This window comes from Bacteroides cellulosilyticus (genome assembly GCF_020091405.1).
GTDB lineage: Bacteria > Bacteroidota > Bacteroidia > Bacteroidales > Bacteroidaceae > Bacteroides.
This window is the reverse complement of the sequence record NZ_CP081903.1, coordinates 1,247,104-1,266,210: the sequence shown is the minus strand read 5'-3', so window position 1 is coordinate 1,266,210 and position 19,107 is coordinate 1,247,104. Positions and strand designations below refer to the sequence as shown.

12 protein-coding genes are annotated in these 19,107 nt (G+C 47.2%); 5 read left to right on the top strand and 7 right to left on the bottom strand.

Annotation, left to right across the window (positions count from 1 at the left end):
* The first annotated feature begins 8 nt into the window (after positions 1-8).
* Positions 9-1,616: a fimbrillin family protein gene (locus K6V21_RS04415; RefSeq protein ID WP_224320955.1), complete on the top strand. Its 1,608-nt coding sequence runs from the start codon at positions 9-11 to the stop codon at positions 1,614-1,616.
* Positions 1,617-1,655: 39 nt separating this feature from the next.
* Complete coding sequence (locus K6V21_RS04410; protein ID WP_224320954.1) at positions 1,656-4,886, top strand: fimbrial protein; 3,231 nt, start codon at positions 1,656-1,658, stop codon at positions 4,884-4,886.
* Positions 4,887-4,953: 67 nt separating this feature from the next.
* Here the strand turns inward: K6V21_RS04410 and K6V21_RS04405 are convergent, their stop codons facing one another.
* The gene (locus K6V21_RS04405; protein ID WP_224320953.1) at positions 4,954-5,916 is read right to left on the bottom strand and encodes a hypothetical protein; all 963 of its coding nucleotides are present in this window, start codon (positions 5,914-5,916) and stop codon (positions 4,954-4,956) included.
* 241 nt (positions 5,917-6,157) lie between these two features.
* Positions 6,158-7,117 carry a hypothetical protein gene (locus K6V21_RS04400; RefSeq protein WP_224320952.1) on the bottom strand — a complete coding sequence of 320 codons (960 nt, stop codon included), beginning with the start codon at positions 7,115-7,117 and terminating at the stop codon, positions 6,158-6,160.
* A 347-nt stretch (positions 7,118-7,464) separates the two neighbouring features.
* Here K6V21_RS04400 and K6V21_RS04395 point away from each other — a divergent pair, with 347 nt between their 5' ends.
* From K6V21_RS04395 to K6V21_RS04385, 3 genes are all read left to right on the top strand, one after another.
* Positions 7,465-7,917 carry a DUF4469 domain-containing protein gene (locus K6V21_RS04395; RefSeq protein WP_060408559.1) on the top strand — a complete coding sequence of 151 codons (453 nt, stop codon included), beginning with the start codon at positions 7,465-7,467 and terminating at the stop codon, positions 7,915-7,917.
* Positions 7,918-8,235: 318 nt separating this feature from the next.
* Positions 8,236-8,709, top strand: a complete 474-nt coding sequence (locus K6V21_RS04390) for a hypothetical protein (protein ID WP_060408558.1) — start codon at positions 8,236-8,238, stop codon at positions 8,707-8,709.
* A gap of 733 nt (positions 8,710-9,442) precedes the next feature.
* Entirely contained in the window at positions 9,443-9,802 is a 360-nt protein-coding gene (locus tag K6V21_RS04385; RefSeq protein ID WP_224320951.1) for a nucleotidyltransferase domain-containing protein, read from the top strand.
* 25 nt (positions 9,803-9,827) lie between these two features.
* Here the strand turns inward: K6V21_RS04385 and uxuA are convergent, their stop codons facing one another.
* The 5 genes from uxuA to K6V21_RS04360 form a co-directional block, all read right to left on the bottom strand.
* Positions 9,828-10,997, bottom strand: coding sequence for a mannonate dehydratase (uxuA, locus tag K6V21_RS04380; RefSeq protein WP_025831230.1), 1,170 nt, complete (start codon positions 10,995-10,997; stop codon positions 9,828-9,830).
* Positions 10,998-11,036: 39 nt separating this feature from the next.
* Positions 11,037-11,846, bottom strand: a complete 810-nt coding sequence (locus K6V21_RS04375) for an SDR family oxidoreductase (RefSeq protein WP_025831231.1) — start codon at positions 11,844-11,846, stop codon at positions 11,037-11,039.
* Between the two features lie 117 nt (positions 11,847-11,963).
* Complete coding sequence (locus tag K6V21_RS04370) at positions 11,964-14,297, bottom strand: alginate lyase family protein (protein WP_224320950.1); 2,334 nt, start codon at positions 14,295-14,297, stop codon at positions 11,964-11,966.
* Between the two features lie 18 nt (positions 14,298-14,315).
* Positions 14,316-16,982, bottom strand: coding sequence for a glycoside hydrolase family 2 TIM barrel-domain containing protein (locus tag K6V21_RS04365; protein WP_224320949.1), 2,667 nt, complete (start codon positions 16,980-16,982; stop codon positions 14,316-14,318).
* A gap of 138 nt (positions 16,983-17,120) precedes the next feature.
* Positions 17,121-19,097 carry a RagB/SusD family nutrient uptake outer membrane protein gene (locus tag K6V21_RS04360; RefSeq protein ID WP_224320948.1) on the bottom strand — a complete coding sequence of 659 codons (1,977 nt, stop codon included), beginning with the start codon at positions 19,095-19,097 and terminating at the stop codon, positions 17,121-17,123.
* Between the last annotated feature and the right edge of the window lie 10 nt (positions 19,098-19,107).

Genomic DNA, 19,107 nt, shown 5'->3' with positions numbered 1-19,107 from the left:
GAAGTAAGATGATAAAGACTATAAATAATATCAGGATGATTATAACAACGGCTATTCTTTCGGCTGTCCTTTTTTCGTGTATCGGCGAAGAGATGACGTGCGATAAGGAATTGATTGTTGTGCAACGTATCGGAGAAGGCGGCAATGTCGACACTCGTGGTACGGTTATATCCTCGAATACCGACCTGAAAGGAGAAACATTTGGTCTTTTCGGTTCTCTGACACCCAATTCTTCTGCTCCTCAACAATATTTCAATGCAAGTGCCAGAGTAAATGCCGACCTGACCGCTACGATCTCGCCGCTGCAATATTGGCCCGGCTTGCAAAATGCGAGCATGAGGTTCTTTTCCTGGTATCCGTTCAGCGGTGCGAATGTACCCACTACGGATTTCACCGACCCCAGCGAAATGGTGCTGAACTATACAGCGAATGCGGCAGCCTCTAATCATGTGGATGTACTGGCGGCTGTATCGGGACCTGCATGGGTGGAAGGTGTGAATATACACTTCTACCATACACTGACTAAGGTTACCTTTACATTCAAAAAGGTAGCCCCGGTACCTGATGAAGTAACCATCGAGAAAATAGAGTTTCAGAATGTGGGGCAAAGCGGCAAGCTCACTGTGGCTGAAATCCCGACCACCACTACGAAGAATAACAAACCGAAGTTTGTCTGGAGCGATGTTACCACCGGAAGTATCGCTTCTACCCCCACCGGAAATAAGACGGTGACCGAGGATGCTACCTTGATTGGTGATACATTCCTCATGTTACCGACCGACAACTTCTCTGCAACAGCCAAGATCGTTGTCACCACTAACTATGGCGATTATGAATTCCTGCTCAGCGAGATTGTCACTAAGAATCCGCATACTTGGGAGTCGGGAGAATATATCAACTATAACTTTACGATATCGAATGAGACCTATCAACTGTCAGCCACTCCTCTTGAGTGGGGCGAGAGTCCGGTAAATGTGATTTTCGACAAGCAGTATTATCTTAAATTGTCGCAAACTAAGGTGCAGACAGCCGGTGATGCCGCCACTGTCAACATAGAAGTGAAAACGAACTATGATGCGGAACCGTATACAGGCTATGATGCAGGTGCGACATTAGACCTAAATGCTATGGAAGATTGGGCAACAGTCAATATAACACCGCCATCCTTTTCGGAAGGTGTGTATACGTATAATGTAAATGTCTCAATATCCGAATTTGATTCTGATACTGAACCTGAACGGTGGATGAGGTTCTATGTTAGTGCAGGTAATCTGCGGCGTCAAGTGTCTCTACAACAATGGAGTGCAGACGGAGTGTGGATGCACTATGATGTGCAATTAGACAGCAGTGATGGAGGAAGCGGGATCATGCAACGTCGGAAGATTGTTTTTACCTCGGGCAATCCGGGTTGGTGGGAGTGGAAAATAACCCAAGTGGAAGATACTGATAATATTCTGCTCAATACAGAAACCATATTAGAGTCAATAGGTAAGAGTGGTGGTGCGGTTTATTTCTATTTCAAAGCAAATGCTGTGACCGGTAAAAAAGCCACGCTTACACTGAGCAATACGAACGGTGATAATCCACCCATGTCGGTAATATTGACTGTACCGTAGCGGTAGATACATAATATATAGAAGAAAGGAAATTGAAATATGCAATATAAGACCTCAATATTTAGAAAGAACTTTCTCTTGGCAGCCTTGTTGGCATTGGTATGGCTTACCGGTTGTGTGCAAGAGGAGTTTGAGTCAATACCTCCCCAAACAGGAAGTGGTGTCCGGTTCACCCTGACGGTTCCCGACGTTGAAATGCCATCCGTTTCTTCGCGCACAATGGCCGGAACGGGAGTAGCCAAGAAAGAAGATGAAATAAAGACCGTGGATATACTTGTTTTTGATGCATCGAAAACTCCTGCAGTATATTTGGAATGGGTTAGTGGCACGGGAGTTACACAGGATTTGGCTAATAATAACTCTACGGTGAATTTCTCTGCTGTGCTTTCTCCCACTACCGCATCAACCTGTATCGTGGTTGTGGCGAATAGGGAACTTGGCGCTATTGCGTCGGAATTCAGGAAAGGAGAAACCACTAAAGATAAGGTGATGGAAGATCTGCTTCACAGCCACACCGGCAAATGGACGGCAGACGGTTCCTCGGCTGATGGTTACACACGGCTCCCTATGTACGGTGAGAAGGAAGTGGCGAAAATCACTCCTTCGATGAATTCTATAACAGGAATCAACATGAAGCGTATGCTGGCGCGTATCGACATTCGTAATTCCGCATCGAACTTCACGGTCGAAGAGGTTTATCTGGCTAATTATAATACTATCGGATATATTGCCCCGGCATGGGATGCGGATGGAAAGCTTAAAGATCCGGCTCCGGATGATCCGAACCTTCCGGCCGACGGTGGCAAAAAGACGGAGGAAGGGGATGCAATCCTGTATTCCGTGAATGGAAACACACCCTATAACGGAGAGATTTATACATTCGAGGCACCTGCTGCAGAGGATGCCGGTGGTGTGGGACAAGACGGAGCTTCGAGCCGCAAGGACGCTGTCTGTCTGATTGTGAAGGGAAAAATAGGTGACGGTAAATCAACCTTCTACCGTGTGGATTTCACAAAAACCGGAGAGATAGGAGAGGAGGTTGAATACCTGTCTTTGAAGCGAAACTATAAATACATCATCACCGTTACGGAAGCTTCGGGCATTGGCTATGAAAGTTTCAGGGAGGCTTTGGCATCCTATACAGTCATGTCCAATCTTAAGTTCCGGTTGATACTTTACGACCGGGATAAGGTCAAGGATGTAGTCTACAACGGGCAGTATATGCTTGGTGTGGGTGAATCGGAAATCAGTGTGACGCAACATCAGAACAACGGATACGCTATCAACGTCTTTACCGACCACCCCGGTGGCTGGAAGGCTACTGTTACGGAAGGGAACGATTGGCTTGGCTTTTCTGCGGGAACTGCTACAGTGTCAGGTGTTGCGAACGAGGATACACAACTTTTGCTGAGAATTCCTTATTATCATAATGGAATCATCGGAACCACCCGCACGGCGACCGTCACTCTGACAGCAGGCCGGTTAACTTACGATATTAAAGTGACGCAGGGAGTGATAGACCCGGGGATTATCAAATTTGTCGATGCATACGGGAATGAGCTGGAGAATGGCCTTTTCTTCCCGATCAGAAACCCTGACGGTGATGAACTCCCCATTGAGCCGCAGACGGTATATGTGATGTTTTCCGTGGATAAGATTGACGTCCAACTTTTTGGAACTGAGGAGTTGTCCAGAATTAAGTATCCTGTTGATGGTCTTATTCCGCAATTGTATAGAGATAGCAGGAAGTCGTTCACTGAAAGGGTGCAAGCGTTTACCGTGCACCCCAACCCAAGGCTTACAGGCGATGGTACCAGTGCAGATACTCCTGGTTGGTGGTGGCGTTGGGATATGTTCAATTTCTATCTCTATGATAAAGATGGCAGCTATCTTGGTTCTACTACTTTGCCAATCAATCAGGGTGAGCTACAGTTTTCATTCCGATATTACCCCACTATCAACAATAGCCGCACCTACAAAGTTCATTTAGGAGCGGAGCAATATTTACAGTTATTTGTTAATAATAACTGGACAATCGAGAGTGTTGAAGAGTTGGATGTTATCGGTGATGATGGAACCGGACTGATCCGAACCGACACGGATAATGATATAATTGCAGGAAGAATGAATGCGGACTCGAAGATGTATCAGGAATCTGTGGTAGACAATGATAATGATGGCAAGGGAAATGATGTTGTAAACCGTGGATATGACTTCAGGCTAAAGCTCCACGCCGGAAAATGGAAAGAAGGAAAAAGCGGAACGATAAGAATTACATTCAGGAACGTAATGCATACTGTAGCGGATGCATATTTCCCATTTTATCGTACGCTTGATCTTCAGATGGTGTCTGAAACAAAATCCTATACCACTGCCGGAGACCCCCTTTTCTATCTTTACCCGCTTCGGTTCGACAATCGGCTCCTTGTCGCGGATAACCAGTCCAAGGGGCGTAGGGCAAGTTTAGCCGATGCGGAAACTATATGTGGAAATATAGGCGATGGTTGGCGTCTGCCTACTGCAAGTGAACTGTTGCTGTCATTTGCTTATGTAAGTGCGTTGGGCGGTAATGCGTTGGGAAGCAGTGAGGCGTATGGTCAGAATATATATGGCTGGTATCAAAATTGGACAGGTAACTATTGGGCCTCTTCATATTATTCGGAAGGAAGCCCTGAGGCGTATTTTGAGCTGGAGTTTGGGGGAGGCTATCCGCAGTCTGGGTCTACCACTAATTATTTTCGTTGTGTGAGAGATAATAATAGCGGGGCGACAAAGTATCCCTATCTTTCGGTAGCTTCTTCAGGAGTTACAATTGTCTCTCGTGATGCGAATGGAGGAGTAGATCCTGCGGCACTGTTTGCTTCAGGCGAGGTCCCGGACAATAGTAGCGCGATGAATAAGATTGCTCCGAAGTTTCAAATAGAGAATACCAGCAGTAGCGGTAAAACTTGGGAAGAAGCAAAGGTTATATGTGAGGGCAAGGGAGATGGCTGGCGTCTGCCTACTCAGCGTGAACTTTATCTGGTTCACAGCCTTGGAGGTTCGCTGTTCAGTATCGATGATCAAGGTTTTGGCAGTTCGATGAACTGGGGAGGTGATTTTCAAAAATTAGCCGCTGTACATTGGGCGCTGACCGAACGGGACGGCAAATATTGGGTGATCGGGCATAACCGCTCTACGGACCATAATCGCTATGAGTTCAGTGCATGGACTACCGTTGGAACAGTAACTTGGCCCAACTATCGCTGTGTGCGAACTGTTACAGATTAAGATTGAATGAGTTGTATCAGAATGCTTTCGAAGCATTTCTGATGCAACTCATTCTATACTACTCTTTCTATAACGTTTCAATAATGCTCCTCTGTTTCTCCAGAAACGCAATCCTCTGCGCCTCCCCGCTACCCGAAATCAGTGTCGAGTGTCTTTTCAGCGATTGAATCCAGTTCTTCTGTAGCTGGCAAATCTGCGGGCTTTGTGAATCCATCGAATTGATGGAATACACCCTGAAAAGGCTGATTTGGAAATCCCGGTTGCTCACATACGTATAAGTCGCTTCAAAATCAATGTTCGACAAATAGATGAACAGCTCATGCCCCTCACTATATTCCCCTTTCACCGACAAGTGTTCCAGGTCGATGAGCAATTGTTGCAACTCATTTTTCAGATACATCACGTCCGAGGTGGATATCAAATTCAGCCCTGCAAAATACTTTATCTCCTTTACGAAAGATTGGAAAATGTTGCTATCCCATATGAAGAAAGTCTTCCTGGGCTTTCTCAATCCCTCGCTTAACTTTTTGTGAGCGGTAATTATTTTATCGGGCACATGCATATCGCTCAGGGAATTGGGAGTCTTCACCTTTCCGTTCTGATAAATCCAACGGCACAGGCGGAACTTGGACAAGTACTCATAAGATGAGTAGAGGGTAAAGGGAACGGTATTGGTAGCCGAATATACTTCGGCGTTGCCATCCTCTTTCATCGAACTGAAAATTCGCAGATAGCGCTCAACGATTTCATGGTAACTTTCATACAGGTTGGGCGAATGCAGTAGGTTCAGGTCGAAAGTGACCCGGTTCGATAGATGATTTCCGATAATCTGGTCGATGGAGATGCCCAGGTTATGAGAAATTACGGCTATTTCATCAAAGGTAAATGCGACTTCTCCTCGCAATCTGCGGTAGACGGCTTCTTTCCCCATATATAACGTATCTGTCAGATAATTGGCTAAGTTCTGCCCTTGGGGAATCCTCTCTTTCATTTCATTAATCAACTCTTTTACAATGTAATTCTTTGCCATAGCCTCTTCTTTTTTGTTAATAATCAAATGTCATAGGTCGAATTTGTGACATATACAAATATAGAGCTTGTTAATGGAACTTTTGTGATTGAAATCATGTGAAGAAAACGCGCGTATTTTCTATTTGAAAAGAATAGGATAGTGGATAGTTGAATGATGAAAAAAAACAGATAGGAGTTCTATCTGTTTTCGATAATAGAGAATAATTGTCTGAACAATTGCAGTTTTCGGAAAGTAAAGGCTATAATGCACCGATAATTTCCCGCTGTTGTTTAAAGAATTGGATGCGTTGCATCTCACCGCTTTCTGATATCAGCGTAGAGAACTTCTTCAACGACTGAATCCACTCCTTCAGACCGCGGAACATCTCGCTGTCCTGCGTGGTGATGGAGTTGATGGAGTATATCCGGATCAGACTGAGCTGTATGCTGCTTGTGTCCAAGTAACTGTAAGTGGCCTCGAAGTTAATATTTGAAATATAGATTTTGACGTTGTTGCCCGTCTTGCTCTTTCCGCGGGAGGCCAGTTCTTCCAGGTCGTCCACTACTAAAAGCAGTTCTTCCTTGAGGAGGTTCTTATCTTCGTCGGAGATGAGATGCACGTCGCAGAAGTACTGGATATCATTGACCAGATGGCTGAAAATCATATTGTCCCAGATGTAATCTACGGAGTGGATATGGTCTACCGCATGGGCGTATTCCTTCTGCTTGTCCACTATCTTCTGCGGGATTTCCATTTCTTCAAAATGCTTGCACTTTATGTTTTCATTCTGGTACATCCATTTGAACAGCCGGAATTTAGAAAGCATATTATAGTTCAGTGAAAGGGTCAGCGGAATGATATTGGATGAAGTCCCGATTTCCGAGTACTCTTCATCCTTCACCTTCCGGAATAACTCTACCTGCTTTTCCAGAATGGAGTAGTAGGTTTCGAGAGGCTTGCTGCTACTCACTATATTCATGTCGAAAACGGCATTATCCTGAAAGCTTACGCCTATCATTTTATCCAGCGATATACCCAGTTTACGGGATATAATGGCTGCTTCGGTCAGGGTGAAAGGTACTTCACCGCGGAGCCGGCGGTAGATAGCTTCTTTGCCTATATAAAGAATGTCCATTAAAGTATTGGCAAGATTTTCTTTGGATGGGAGTTTCTCTCTGACGGCATTAACTAATCCTGTGTTTAACTCGTTTGTTATCATAATCTTCTGTCTGAGTTAGAGGTTTGTCTATTGTCTATTTAACACTTTTGGAGGGCTACTTGTTTCGAAAATCGTAACATTTCTTTCTTCGGAGGGCGTATTTCCGAAAATTGTGTTTGATGAACCTTAGGCAGTCATATATAGAAAGCCGGATTGTTCTACATTTCTTATTACTGGCACGGAAGTGTATGCGTTGTGATGTAATTTTGTGAAGCAGTTTAATCCACCACAGAGGACACAGAGTTCACAGAGGTTTATGCTTCTGATTCTGGGATAATCTAACCTCCGTGACCTCTGTGTCCTCTGTGGTGAAACCTGCATTTACTAACTAATTGAAGGATATTAATATGATGGAAGATAAGAAAAAAATAGTGGCAGAGTTACACCATAAGAGGCAGGAAAAGAATGAAATTCCGACGCTTTTCGGGAAGAAAGTTCCTGTTATCAGTAGTGTATACGATCCGCTGACGGGCATGCGCGACGGCACCATTACTGCAAACGCTCCTGTTGTCATCACGGGTGAGAATCTGTGCTTATCTTCACTCGGAACCATATACCTGGGTCTCTCTCCCGTCTCCGATAAGGGCACATTGATACATGTAAAAAGAGTGTTTAAGTATACCGACACAGAGGTGTTGGTGATCCTGCCTGAGTTGGAGCCGGGAGAATACTCCCCGGTTATGATGATTCACACGGGGGGGAAGGTGGACTTCACCTATACCTTGCCGGTATCGTGGAGAGTGCTCGACGAAAGATATACAGCTCTCTTTGTAAGGAGGAGTTGCAGCGACTTAATTTGATGTTTTTTAAGCTGAAAGTAAAAAACATAAAGGTATTTTGTTATTGAATATGAAAAAAACGTATCTTTGCAGGTGAACAAGTGACATATAGTATTGCGTATACATATATGTCCTCTTCCGGTGTAAGTAAAATGTGGGAGTTTTATCTAGAAATCGGACGAGCGTAGCCTGTATCAGTTCTTGGTACGGGCTTACTCTTCCTTTTCTAGGGGTACCCACATACCTTCTTACAGGGAAGACGTAATGCCCCGTACCTCTTGTAATAACCAGTTATAGCCGTATAGGGTTGATTTGAAACTTATTAATCAAACACTCTATATGGCTAATTGGCTTTCTGTAAGTTTGGCCGCTGAGAAATACGGCATATCCGAAGAGCAAATCCACGAATGGATAAGGCTCGGTTATCTGAGATGTTCATCTCTGGATAAAGATCCCTACGATGACCCCGATCCGATGGTGGATGCGGAGGATCTTGAGAAATCCCTTGAGTTTAATTCAACGAAGTCTTACCCGGAAGATGATGCGACTATCGAACGGGTTCCGAAAGAGCATTTAAACTGGCTCTATAAGGAGAATGCACGCTTAACAAAAGTCAATGATGATTTGTATGAGGAAAACTATCGCCGTGCTCAACGGGAGGCAAGACTACAGGAGGGGTTTGAGAAGATGTCGGACCTCACCCATAGAATTCTTTCATTAAACGAAAAGATACTGAATCATAATAGAGCGATAAAAGGCAAGAAAACGTCTGTTTGGTCTTTCCTGTGCCGACTATTCCGAAAAGAATCATAATAGGTAATTTCTCATCTAACCAATATATACCCTGTTTTTCAATCCTTTTTTATCTCGTGAATGCGGAGTTCCTTCGGGGGCTTCGCATTCTTTTAAACTAATGTAATAACTTAGGAGGGTATGCTAAAAGTCAGACATCATACTCTATTCCGGACAAAAAGTAATCAGAGTGCCCCTTTTGCTGATAAACACTTCTTGCAAAACTTTCGAAATAGAATCTGCTTGGATAATGTATGGAATATAAATGCATGGTTTCTGCATAAACAGACAACGTATATGGATGGTTATGCAAGGAACTGTGCTTCTTTCGCAAGCAATCTATAGATGCAATGCAAGCGATCTATAGATGCAACGCAAACGATCTATAGATGTAACGCAAACGATCTATATTTGGAACACAGACGATCTATATATGGGTGGCAGATGATGTGTTTTTAGTATACAGACCATCTGTTTTTCTTTTTTTAGAGTTGTCCTTATTTATGTATTCTTCTTTCAATCAGCAAGATGCTGGTTTTCGTTCGTTTCTTTTCGTCCTTCCCTGCACCGGGACGTAACTATCGCATTCTCGTTATGCATAAAAAGCAAAGTGTCATAACGGTATGGTTAAATGGGTGAAATAATATCTCACTTTCAGGTATAATGAGGAAAGTTGGAGAAATAAGCCTAAGTTGAATTGGAATTACATGATATATTTTTATCTTTGTAATTGGATATTAGTAAAGAAGATAGCATGTATTCTAAAACAAAAATATTGCAGCAAATCAAGGATACCTTGCAACATGTGCTTCCCACAGGCGGGCGGGTACTTCTGTTCGGCTCTCAGGCACGCGGAGATGCTCGGGAAGATTCTGATTGGGACATTCTTATTCTGATTGATAAAGAACGGATTAATAATGATGACTTTGATAATGTTGCTTACCCTTTGGTGGAATTGGGCTGGAAGATAGGGGCTATGATAAATCCTTTGCTTTACACTTATAGCGATTGGCAAAAAAGGAATTTTACTCCTTTTTATAAGAATGTGGAACAAGAAAGTATTGAGATATTAATAAGTTACGGGCTACAGGCACGAGTGATAAGTGCCTTGTAGCCCGTATTAATTATAAAGAGGCTTCTTAAAAGATAGACTTTGCGATACCCATTTCCAGTCCGCGCAATTCTGCCAGTCCGCGCAGGCGGCCGATGCAGGAGTATCCCGGATTGGTTTTCTTCTTCAGGTCGTCCACCATCTGATGCCCGTGGTCGGGACGCATGGGGATGGATACTCCGCGACGTTGTTGCAGTTCGAGGAAAGCCTTCATGACGTGATACATATCTACGTCACCTTCCAGGTGGTTGGCTTCGTAGAAGTTGCCTTCTGCGTCGCGCTGCGTGCTGCGCAGGTGAACGAAGTTGATGCGGTCGGCAAATTGCTGCATGATGGCGGCACAGTCGTTGGCGCTGCTTACGCCGAGTGAACCGGTGCAAAGGCAAAGGCCGTTACTCTTGTTGGGAACAGCGTCAATCAAAGCCTGGAAATCGGCGGCGCTGCTCATGATGCGCGGCAGGCCGAGGATGGAGCAGGGAGGATCGTCCGGGTGGATGACCAACTCTACGCCGGCTTCGTCGGCAACCGGGGCGATTTCCTGCAGGAAGTAAATCAGGTTGGCACGCAGCTTCTCCGGAGTGATGTCCTTGTAGCGGTCCAGTTCCTGCTGGAATTGTTCCAGCGTGAAACTCTCTTCCGAACCGGGCAGGCCGGCAATCATGTTGCGGACAAGCAGTTGCTTGTCGGCTTCCGTCATTTGCTCGAAGCGGGCTTTTGCCTTGGCTTTCTCCTCGTCGGTGTAGTCGTTCTCGGCACCGGGGCGTTTCAATAGGAAGAGGTCGAAAGCAACGAAAGCGGCACGTTCAAAGCGCAGGGCACGGCTGCCGTCGGGCAGTTCGTAGGCAAGGTCGGTACGCGTCCAGTCCAGTACGGGCATGAAGTTGTACGTCACGATGTTTACGCCGCACTTACCGAGGTTGCGCAGGCTTTCCTTATAGTTATCGATGTATTTCTGGAAATCTCCCGTCTGGGTTTTGATATGTTCGTGCACAGGCACGCTTTCCACTACCGACCAGCGCAGGCCGACAGCTTCAATCATTTCCTTACGTTTCATGATTTCTTCTACCGTCCACACCTCACCGTTGGGGATGTGGTGCAGGGCGTTCACGATGCCGGTTGCTCCGGCTTGCTTGATGTCCCACAGGCTGACCGGGTCATTAGGACCGTACCAGCGCCAGGTTTGTTCGCATAATACCATACTTGAATTATTATTATCAATTATTAAATATGAATCGGCTTAGATGGAGAAAGCGTCAAAACCGCCGTCTACTACCGACAGGGCACCTGTCACGAAGCTGGAAGCATCGCTGATGAGGTAGTGGATGGTTCCGAACAGCTCTTCCGGTTCGGCGAAACGTCCGCACGGAGTGTGGGCGATGATGGTCTTTGCGCGGTCGGTATATGAGCCGTCCGGGTTGGTCAGCAACGCACGGTTCTGGTTCGTCAGCAGGAAGCCCGGAACGATGGCGTTTACGCGAAGTTCGGGGCTGAATTTGGTGGCCAGTTCCGTTGCCATATAGCGGGTGTAGTTGGCAATGGCAGCTTTGGCAGAGCCGTAACCTACCACGCGGGTCAGCGGACGCAGGGCGGATTCGGAGCAGAAGTTTACGATAACACCTTTCTTATTCTTAGCCATTACGTCCACGAATGCCATTGTGGGCAGCACCGTGCCGAAGAGGTTCAGGTCCACTACCTTTCTGAAAGCGTCCACTTCCAGGTCGAGGATGGTCTTATCCGGGGCGATGGTGGCGCCGGCCATGTTTCCGCCGGCAGCGTTCAGCAACACGTCGATGGTTCCGAAGCGTTCCAGTATGGCTTTCTTGTTCTCTTCCAGCACTTCTTTGTTCAGCACGTCCGTCATCAGGAACAGGGCTTCCGTCTTCTGGCTGAGTTCGGCTTCCAGTTCTTTACCGATTTCCTCCACGCGGTCCAGGATAACGATTTTGGCACCTTGTTCGGCGAGGTAATTGGCGATACTCTTTCCTAAGATACCGCAACCGCCGGTCACGATAATCACTTTGTCTTTAATGTCGAATAAGTTTTTCATGTCTTTTTCTTTTATAAAATGATTCTAAATCTCTGTGCTACAAAAATAGTGGAAAAGTAGTTCGCTTACCATACAAAACGTCTCAAAAAGATGAACTACTGTCTCAAAAAGTACTAATTACTGCCCAAGAGCAGCTTTTCTTGCCAATGCTTCCAGATAATAATAGTCGGCATAGTTGATTGGGACATCTATTTCGTCCCCTCCCGGATGGTGTCCGGTGGAGTGGAGCAGGAGGAAGCCGTAGGTTGTTTCAGGTTCGGCACGGTAATGCTGGTTGAGGCTGTCCACTATCTTGTCGGCGATGTCCTGATAACGTTTGCCGTCTTCTGCCGAAACGTAGCTACGGAGTTCATACAAGGCTGATGCCATGATGGCGCTGGCAGAAGCGTCACGGGGAACGTTGGGGATGCCGGGAGCTTTCATATCCCAATAAGGGATTAGGTCTTCGGGCAGGTTGGGCAGGCCGAAAAAGAAGTCGGCGATGTGGCGTGCCTGTTGCAGGTAGGCGGGGTTCTTGGTGAAGCGGTAACACATGGTGTATCCGTAAAGCCCCCATGCCTGTCCGCGGCTCCAGAAAGAGTTGTCGGCATAGCCTTGCGCGGTTTGCCGGGCACGGACTTCACCGGTTTCGGGATCATAGTCCACTACATGGAAAGAAGAGTAATCCGGGCGGAAATGATTCTTCATTGTTGTATTGGCGTGGTTGACGGCAATCTTCCAGTAGATGGAGTCGCCGGTCTCCTGGGTGGCCCAGAACAGCATCTCCAGGTTCATCAGATTGTCGATGATGACGGGGAACTTCCACTTGTCGCGGTTGTGGTCCCACGAACGGATGCTCTTTACCTTCTTGTTGTAGCGGGTTATCAGCGTCCGGGCGCTTTGCAGCACTACATCTTTGTAGGAACGTTCGCCGGTCAACTGATAGGCTTTGCCGAAGCTGTTGTTCATCATGAAACCGAGGTCGTGGGTGCCTTTGTGCCATTTGGCTTCTTCTATCATCCAGGTGTTGCTGATGGCTTGCTGACGCCAGAAGTCATCGTTCGTGTAGGCATACATCTGCCACAGTGAACCGGGGAAGAAGCCTGAACACCAGTCGTGGGGATGTATCATCCTCAGTGAGCCGTCTTTGTTGAGGCTGCGGGGCGTGACGCGGTGCTTGCACTGGTTGTCTCCTTCTTTTCTGGCTTTATCGGCGCACTTCAGGGCAAACTGGAGTTGTCCGCAGGCGAAAGCATAGGCGTTGTCCACATCGTCGGCTTCTACCCATAGCAGGTTGAAGCGGTCTTTCCAGTTGATGATGCGGTGGGCTTTATAGAGTTCCAGGTAGTCTTTCCGTGCAGGGTTGAACAAGCTGGTGCGGTATAAATCTTTGCAGAACTCCTGCTGTTTATGTTCCCACTCGCTGATTTGACGGTAAGGCCAGTCTTTCACTTCTTTTCCCACGTAGGGAACCAGAAAGTCCATAGCCTTGTAGAAGTTGCGCCCGTCTGCCGAGGTGGCATTGTCAATGGAGATTCCGATCTTCCGTGCCATCATGAAGATGTCGATGAAGTGAGACAGATTGAACTGTGAGTAACCGAAGGCAAGGGTGCGACGCAGTTCGTGCGGTTGCTTTCCGTCCGGTTCTATCTGGGTGAAGATGCGCTTCTGGGGAATGGCATTGATGACTTCCTGCGCTACTTTCGTATTTCCTGCGTACAAGGCGAAAGCAATGACCTGTGCGTCGTGCGCCGTACTGTGGTTATTGGCCTGGCGTGCCTCTTCCTGTCCCTGCGGACTGTTCAGTATCCAAGTCAGCAACTTGCCGAACCATGCTTTCAGTTGCTTGGAATCTTTCGGGGTGAAGGCCTTTGACCCCTCCAGCAATTGCACGGCATCCAGCATCTCGACGAAGGAATAGGTATCGATGACCCCATAGCAACGCCCTTTATTGTTGTTGTGTCCCGGTATCATCTGGGCATATTCCAGGTTGGGGTTCATACGCGTATCCTTATTAAAGAACCATACACGGATCAGTTCCGTAGCTTTTTGGGCATACTTCTCGTCACCGCTGAAGTACCAGGCAAGGGCAAGGGTGGTGACGCGTTGGGCGGTTGCCCCGAGGCGGTTACGGTCCAGCTTGTTCAGTTCCGGGTTCGATTCACCGTCACGGCTGATGTAGGGCAGCCCGTCCGGTTTGGTCGGGTCGGGCCAGAAATAGCGTGCCTGACTCATGTAGTCATGCTTGTCTCCGCTGCCGGGTGTCTTCTCTTTCATCATGACGGACAAGGGCTGTGCGTCAAGCGTTCTTTCAGCATCCGTTATCAGTTCCTGATAAGCAGCCGAAAAGTACGGTTGATGTAATGATTGTTTTACTCTCTCCAGATGTGCCTTGTCCCAGATGGACTGTGCATGTATGCTGCTTGCCGCAAGCATCAGACTGGTGATAATTAAGCAAATTTTAGCTCTCATGGCGTTTTTATTTTGAAGTTAATAAAGTTTTCTGAGTTTTATACCGTTCAGAAAGCTTTTTCCATTCCGAACAGGGAAGCGTATTTCAATTTTATTCCGAAAGTTTGTAATATTGTATCTTTTCCGCAAAGCATGGAAGTAACCGCTCTCCCGGCAAGGAGAAAAGTCTTCTTCTACAGTTTCATCATTAACGATTATGCTGAAGCAGTTCTCGCGGCTTTCTACATCGGAATTCCGTCCCAACTGGTAGGCGGTGGCTGCATTCTCCCGGAATATATCTGTAAAAAGAAATTCTATCTCGTAAACTCCGTTGGGAACATCGAAACAATAGCCTTCGATGTCGTTGCGAAGGGTTTGGAACAACGGTCCGTCATTGGTATTCTCAACCTGTGTCTGACTACTTTTGCTTTCTCCGCCAATATATCCCCAACTGTTTTCAGTGTAGGGCTGATCGGGTAGCCATGTGAGCTGGCTTTCATCGGAAGTATAGAAGCAATTGCTGCCTACGTTGACGGCAAGTTCCAGATTCCGTAAGTTTGTTTCATTCAGCTTTGCAGGGGCAGGGGTGAAGCTGAGGTGGATGCCGTCTTCAATGGTACGGGGATTACGGGATGCTTCTTTACGTTCAGCCTTGGCGGAAATGAAGTGTTCTTTATGGCTGAATGGTACTTCGAATATAACGGTATAATTCTCAGTTTTTTGCTTGCCCAGAGACTTTCCATCAATGAAAAGTTCCACTTCCGGAAGGTTGGTGTATACTTTGACCGGCAGCATTACCGGGGCTTCTCCCTGCTGTATGCCGGTGCGGTGAGTCCAGTCGCGGCTGGCGATGTGCAACACGGGAATGTCTTGTCGCCAGGCTGCCTTGTAGTAATAGTACACGTCTTTTGGGGTACGATCCGAATATACCAGTCCTTTGTTGTTGATGCGCGGCATAGATTCATCACGCAGGGCGGAGGAGAAATCGATGAAGTTCCAGTGCGTTCCGCCACAGACGTAAGGCGTTTCTTCCAGTACGGGCAGGTAATGCTCCAGGTACTTCTGCTGATACTCGATGCTGAAATCGAAAGCGTTCGGTTGCAGCGAATGTATGCGCTTGTCAGAACCTGCACCGTATTCGCTGACAATCATGGGGTGCGAAGGAAACTTTTTGTGTTGTTCTGCCAGGAAGTGTTCGAAGCCTGTAAGGTTGCCTCCATACCAGCCTTGATACAGATTCCAGCCGATAATATCGGTAATATTGCCCAGTCCTACCTCGTTGTAACTGTTGCTGCCATGAAAGGCCATAGTGCTGACACGGGTGGAGTCTTCTTCTTTCAAAACTTTCTCCAGACGATTGGCGAGTGCCAGTGTCCGTTCCAGCACGGGTTTCAGTTCTTCTTCTTTTTTATAGCGGCGCTGGGTGACGAGTAATATCTCATTCATGTATCCCCAAGTGATGATGGAGGGGTGATTATAGTGTTGGCGTATCATTTCTCGCAGATTGCTTTCGCAGTTTTCTGCGTAACCCGGAGTGTCGGGCACGATGTCGATGATGGGTATTTCTTCCCAGGCCAGCATACCGAGTTTGTCGCACATTTCCAACAGGGCATCATCTTGCGGATAATGGGAGATTCGGATAAAGTTGGCGCCCATCTCTTTCATCAGCATCATGTCGCGGCGGTGCATCTCGTCCGTCAGTGCGACTCCGATGGGCTTCTGGTCTTGGTGGCGGCAGATACCGCGCAGTTTATAGGGCTTTCCGTTGAGGGAGAAGCCTGTCTTGCCATCGAAGCCAAACCAGCGGAAACCTGTATGATGATTATTGCGGTCGAGGATGGCTTTTGTCTTTTTATTGCGCAGAATGCTTTCTACTCTGTAGAGATGAGGTGTCTCGGGTGTCCATAATCGGGGGGACAGGATAGGGACGGTTTCGGTATGAAAAGAGTATAATTCTCCACCTTTTATCTGGATAGACTGTTTCTGAGTTTGGGCAATACTTCCGTCGGGATTGTATACGATATGCTCCAGTTCAAGAGATGCTTTCTGTTCTGCATCGTTCTTTATCTCTCCGCGAATAAGTATCGTGCCTTTTTCTTCGGACACTTGCGGGGTACTGATAAATATCCCGTCCGAACCGTGGTTGGTCAGATGGAAATGCTGTTTGGAGACTGCTGTGAGCCATACATCCCGGTAGATGCCGCCAAAGAATGTAAAGTCGGCGGAGATAGGGGGGATATCCTGCCGGGCGTTGTCTACACGGATAGCGAGAGAGTTGGGAGAGTCGAACGAACAGAGCGAAGTGATATCGAATGTGCAGGCGGTATATCCGCCGTTATGTTCGCCTGCTTCTTTACCGTTGATGTAGATGGCAGCGGCCTTGCTGGCTGCATCCAGTTTCAGGAATACCTGTTTGCCTTGCCAATGTTGCGGCAACGTCAGTGTACGGCGATACCATCCTGTTCCCTGGTAATACTTTTTTTCGGTATATGCATCCGTATTCCATGTGTGCGGGAGATGTATGCTGTTCCACGCACTGTCGTCGTAAGCCGGAGAGGCTGCGGCCTCGCACTCACCTTTATGGAATTTCCAACCGTCGTTGATTGTCTTATTTTCATGCTGTGCGCAAACTGTTTGGGACAGGAACAGAATCATGGGTATCAGTATCCGGAGTTTCCGGGCTGGAAATGTTTTCTCTTTACTCATGGTATATTTATTGTTGATTTGTTAGCTGAGAAAGAAAGGAGGCAGTAACCAGGCCGGTTATGCCAGTTACTGCCTCCAAACCTTCATTCAATCTTTCTACTTATATCCTTTGAAAACGAATCAAAAAAGCTGTCTTTTTTACCATCCGTAGTTCTGCGGAATACGTCCTTCGGCCAGTTCTATCACATTCTGATGAATAGGATAGAGATAGAGCTTGTCTGTCCATTGGCGGTTTTCCAGCTTCGTACGCGTATAGTAGGAGGTAGGTTCGCCCGGAGCTTTATCTTTCGAACCCTTCATATTCATTCCGTAGAAGCGTGTCTGGTCGCAACCTATTCTGCCTTCGTCACCGCAGACCATCCAGCGGCGAACGTCGAAGTAGCGTTGTCCTTCACAATAGAGTTCTACGTAGCGTTCGTGCTGGATGGCATCGAACTGTTTGTCATAATTGCCGATTACACCGGTCTTTATGCCGTTATCGTTCATGGTCTGGTAGCCTGGGATACCAGCACGTTCGCGTACTATGTCGATATACTTGATGATGTCCGCATTGCCCGGATCTATTTCATTGAGTGCTTCGGCATAGAACAGGTAGAACTCGGCCAAACGGTAGATGATGGAAACACGTTTCCAAGTCTGTGTATCACCGCTGGCATGGTTCACGGTACGGTTCTTGAATTTGCCCAGTATGTATCCGCCTTTCACGTTGTCACCGTTGGAGAGGTCGTTTCCGCCACCTGCCGAGAAGTCTACGGTGTAGTTAGGGTTACCGTTCATCCATTTCTTGAACCAGCTTCTTCCCTGGTATACCACGCTTGCGTAGAAACGCGGTTCACGGTTGGCGTACATATTGGAGATATTCTGATCCGTCTTCTTATCTTTATAGTCGGGGTCATAGCAACGGTTTTCTACAGCGCTGAATCCGGTTTCATCGTAACCACTGTTCGGATCATCGATATCAAGTCCATTGTCCATGAAGAACATATCTACAGCATCTTGAGACGGACCGATAGTGCCATAGCATGAGTTTACATCACGCGGGTTGGTACGTTTCTCCATCTTGTACTGGTCAGAGTAACTGTTGTTGGTACTGCACCACAGGATTTCTTCATTATACACCTGGAAAAGGTTGTATACCGAACGGTCGGGTTGCTCCACTCCGTTTGCCATCACGCGGTAGAGGGCGTGGTGTTGTGCTTCGGCATAGTCTATCAAGTCCTTTACACGGTCTCTGGCAGTCACCCATTTCTGCGGGTCCTTACTCTGTGGGAAGATGTATTCGCCTTTGGAGTTTTGCAGTTTCTGCAATCCCTGGTAGTATTCGGAACCGTCGCCGCCGTTGAACAGTTTGGAGGCGGCATACATCCACAACTTGGCACGCAGTGCTTTGGCCACTACGATGGTGGGGCGTACCACTTCATTGGTGTTGAAATTGTATGCACCGTCTGCGTATGACGTGATGACTGATTCGGGCAGTTTGGACTGTGCGGGGTCGCAGAGGGGGGCCAATATGCCGTCAATGTGGTTCACCATTTCGTCCACCGTGGCACGGTCATAGTCCGTCACGTGCGGTTCGGCAGCGTCGTCTATCTCCGTCACGATACAGGCAGGACCGTAAAGTTCGAACATGGAGAAGTAATAATAGGCAATCATGAATCGGCATTCATCCTTCATACGGGCTATTTCTTCGGCTGTCAGCTTGTTGGTACTGGTAGGGTCGCCTACACCTCCGTCGTGGGCACGTTCAATGAAAATCATAGCCTGACGTATGTCCTTGTAGAAGGTGGCCCAGCGGTGATAGCTTCCGCTGGCTGCTGTGAAGCCCGCCATCATGACATCGCGTGAGCTGGCCTTTTCCGAAGCGATTTCACCGCAGAGGTTGGACCATGGGTTTTTGAAAGCATTGACTTCCGAACCGGTTTCGGAATATTCCATCAGATTGCGGTAGATAACTCCGTACCAGTTTCGCGTATAGGTTGCATTGTCCCAAACCTGATCGACTCCCAGGCTGGCGTTGAATTCGCCTGATATGTCGAGATAGTCTGAACAAGATGCTGTGCTGAATGCAAGGACGGCAGAGCCGACGGTTGCGTATAGTAAATTTTTCAGTTTCATATCGTTTATT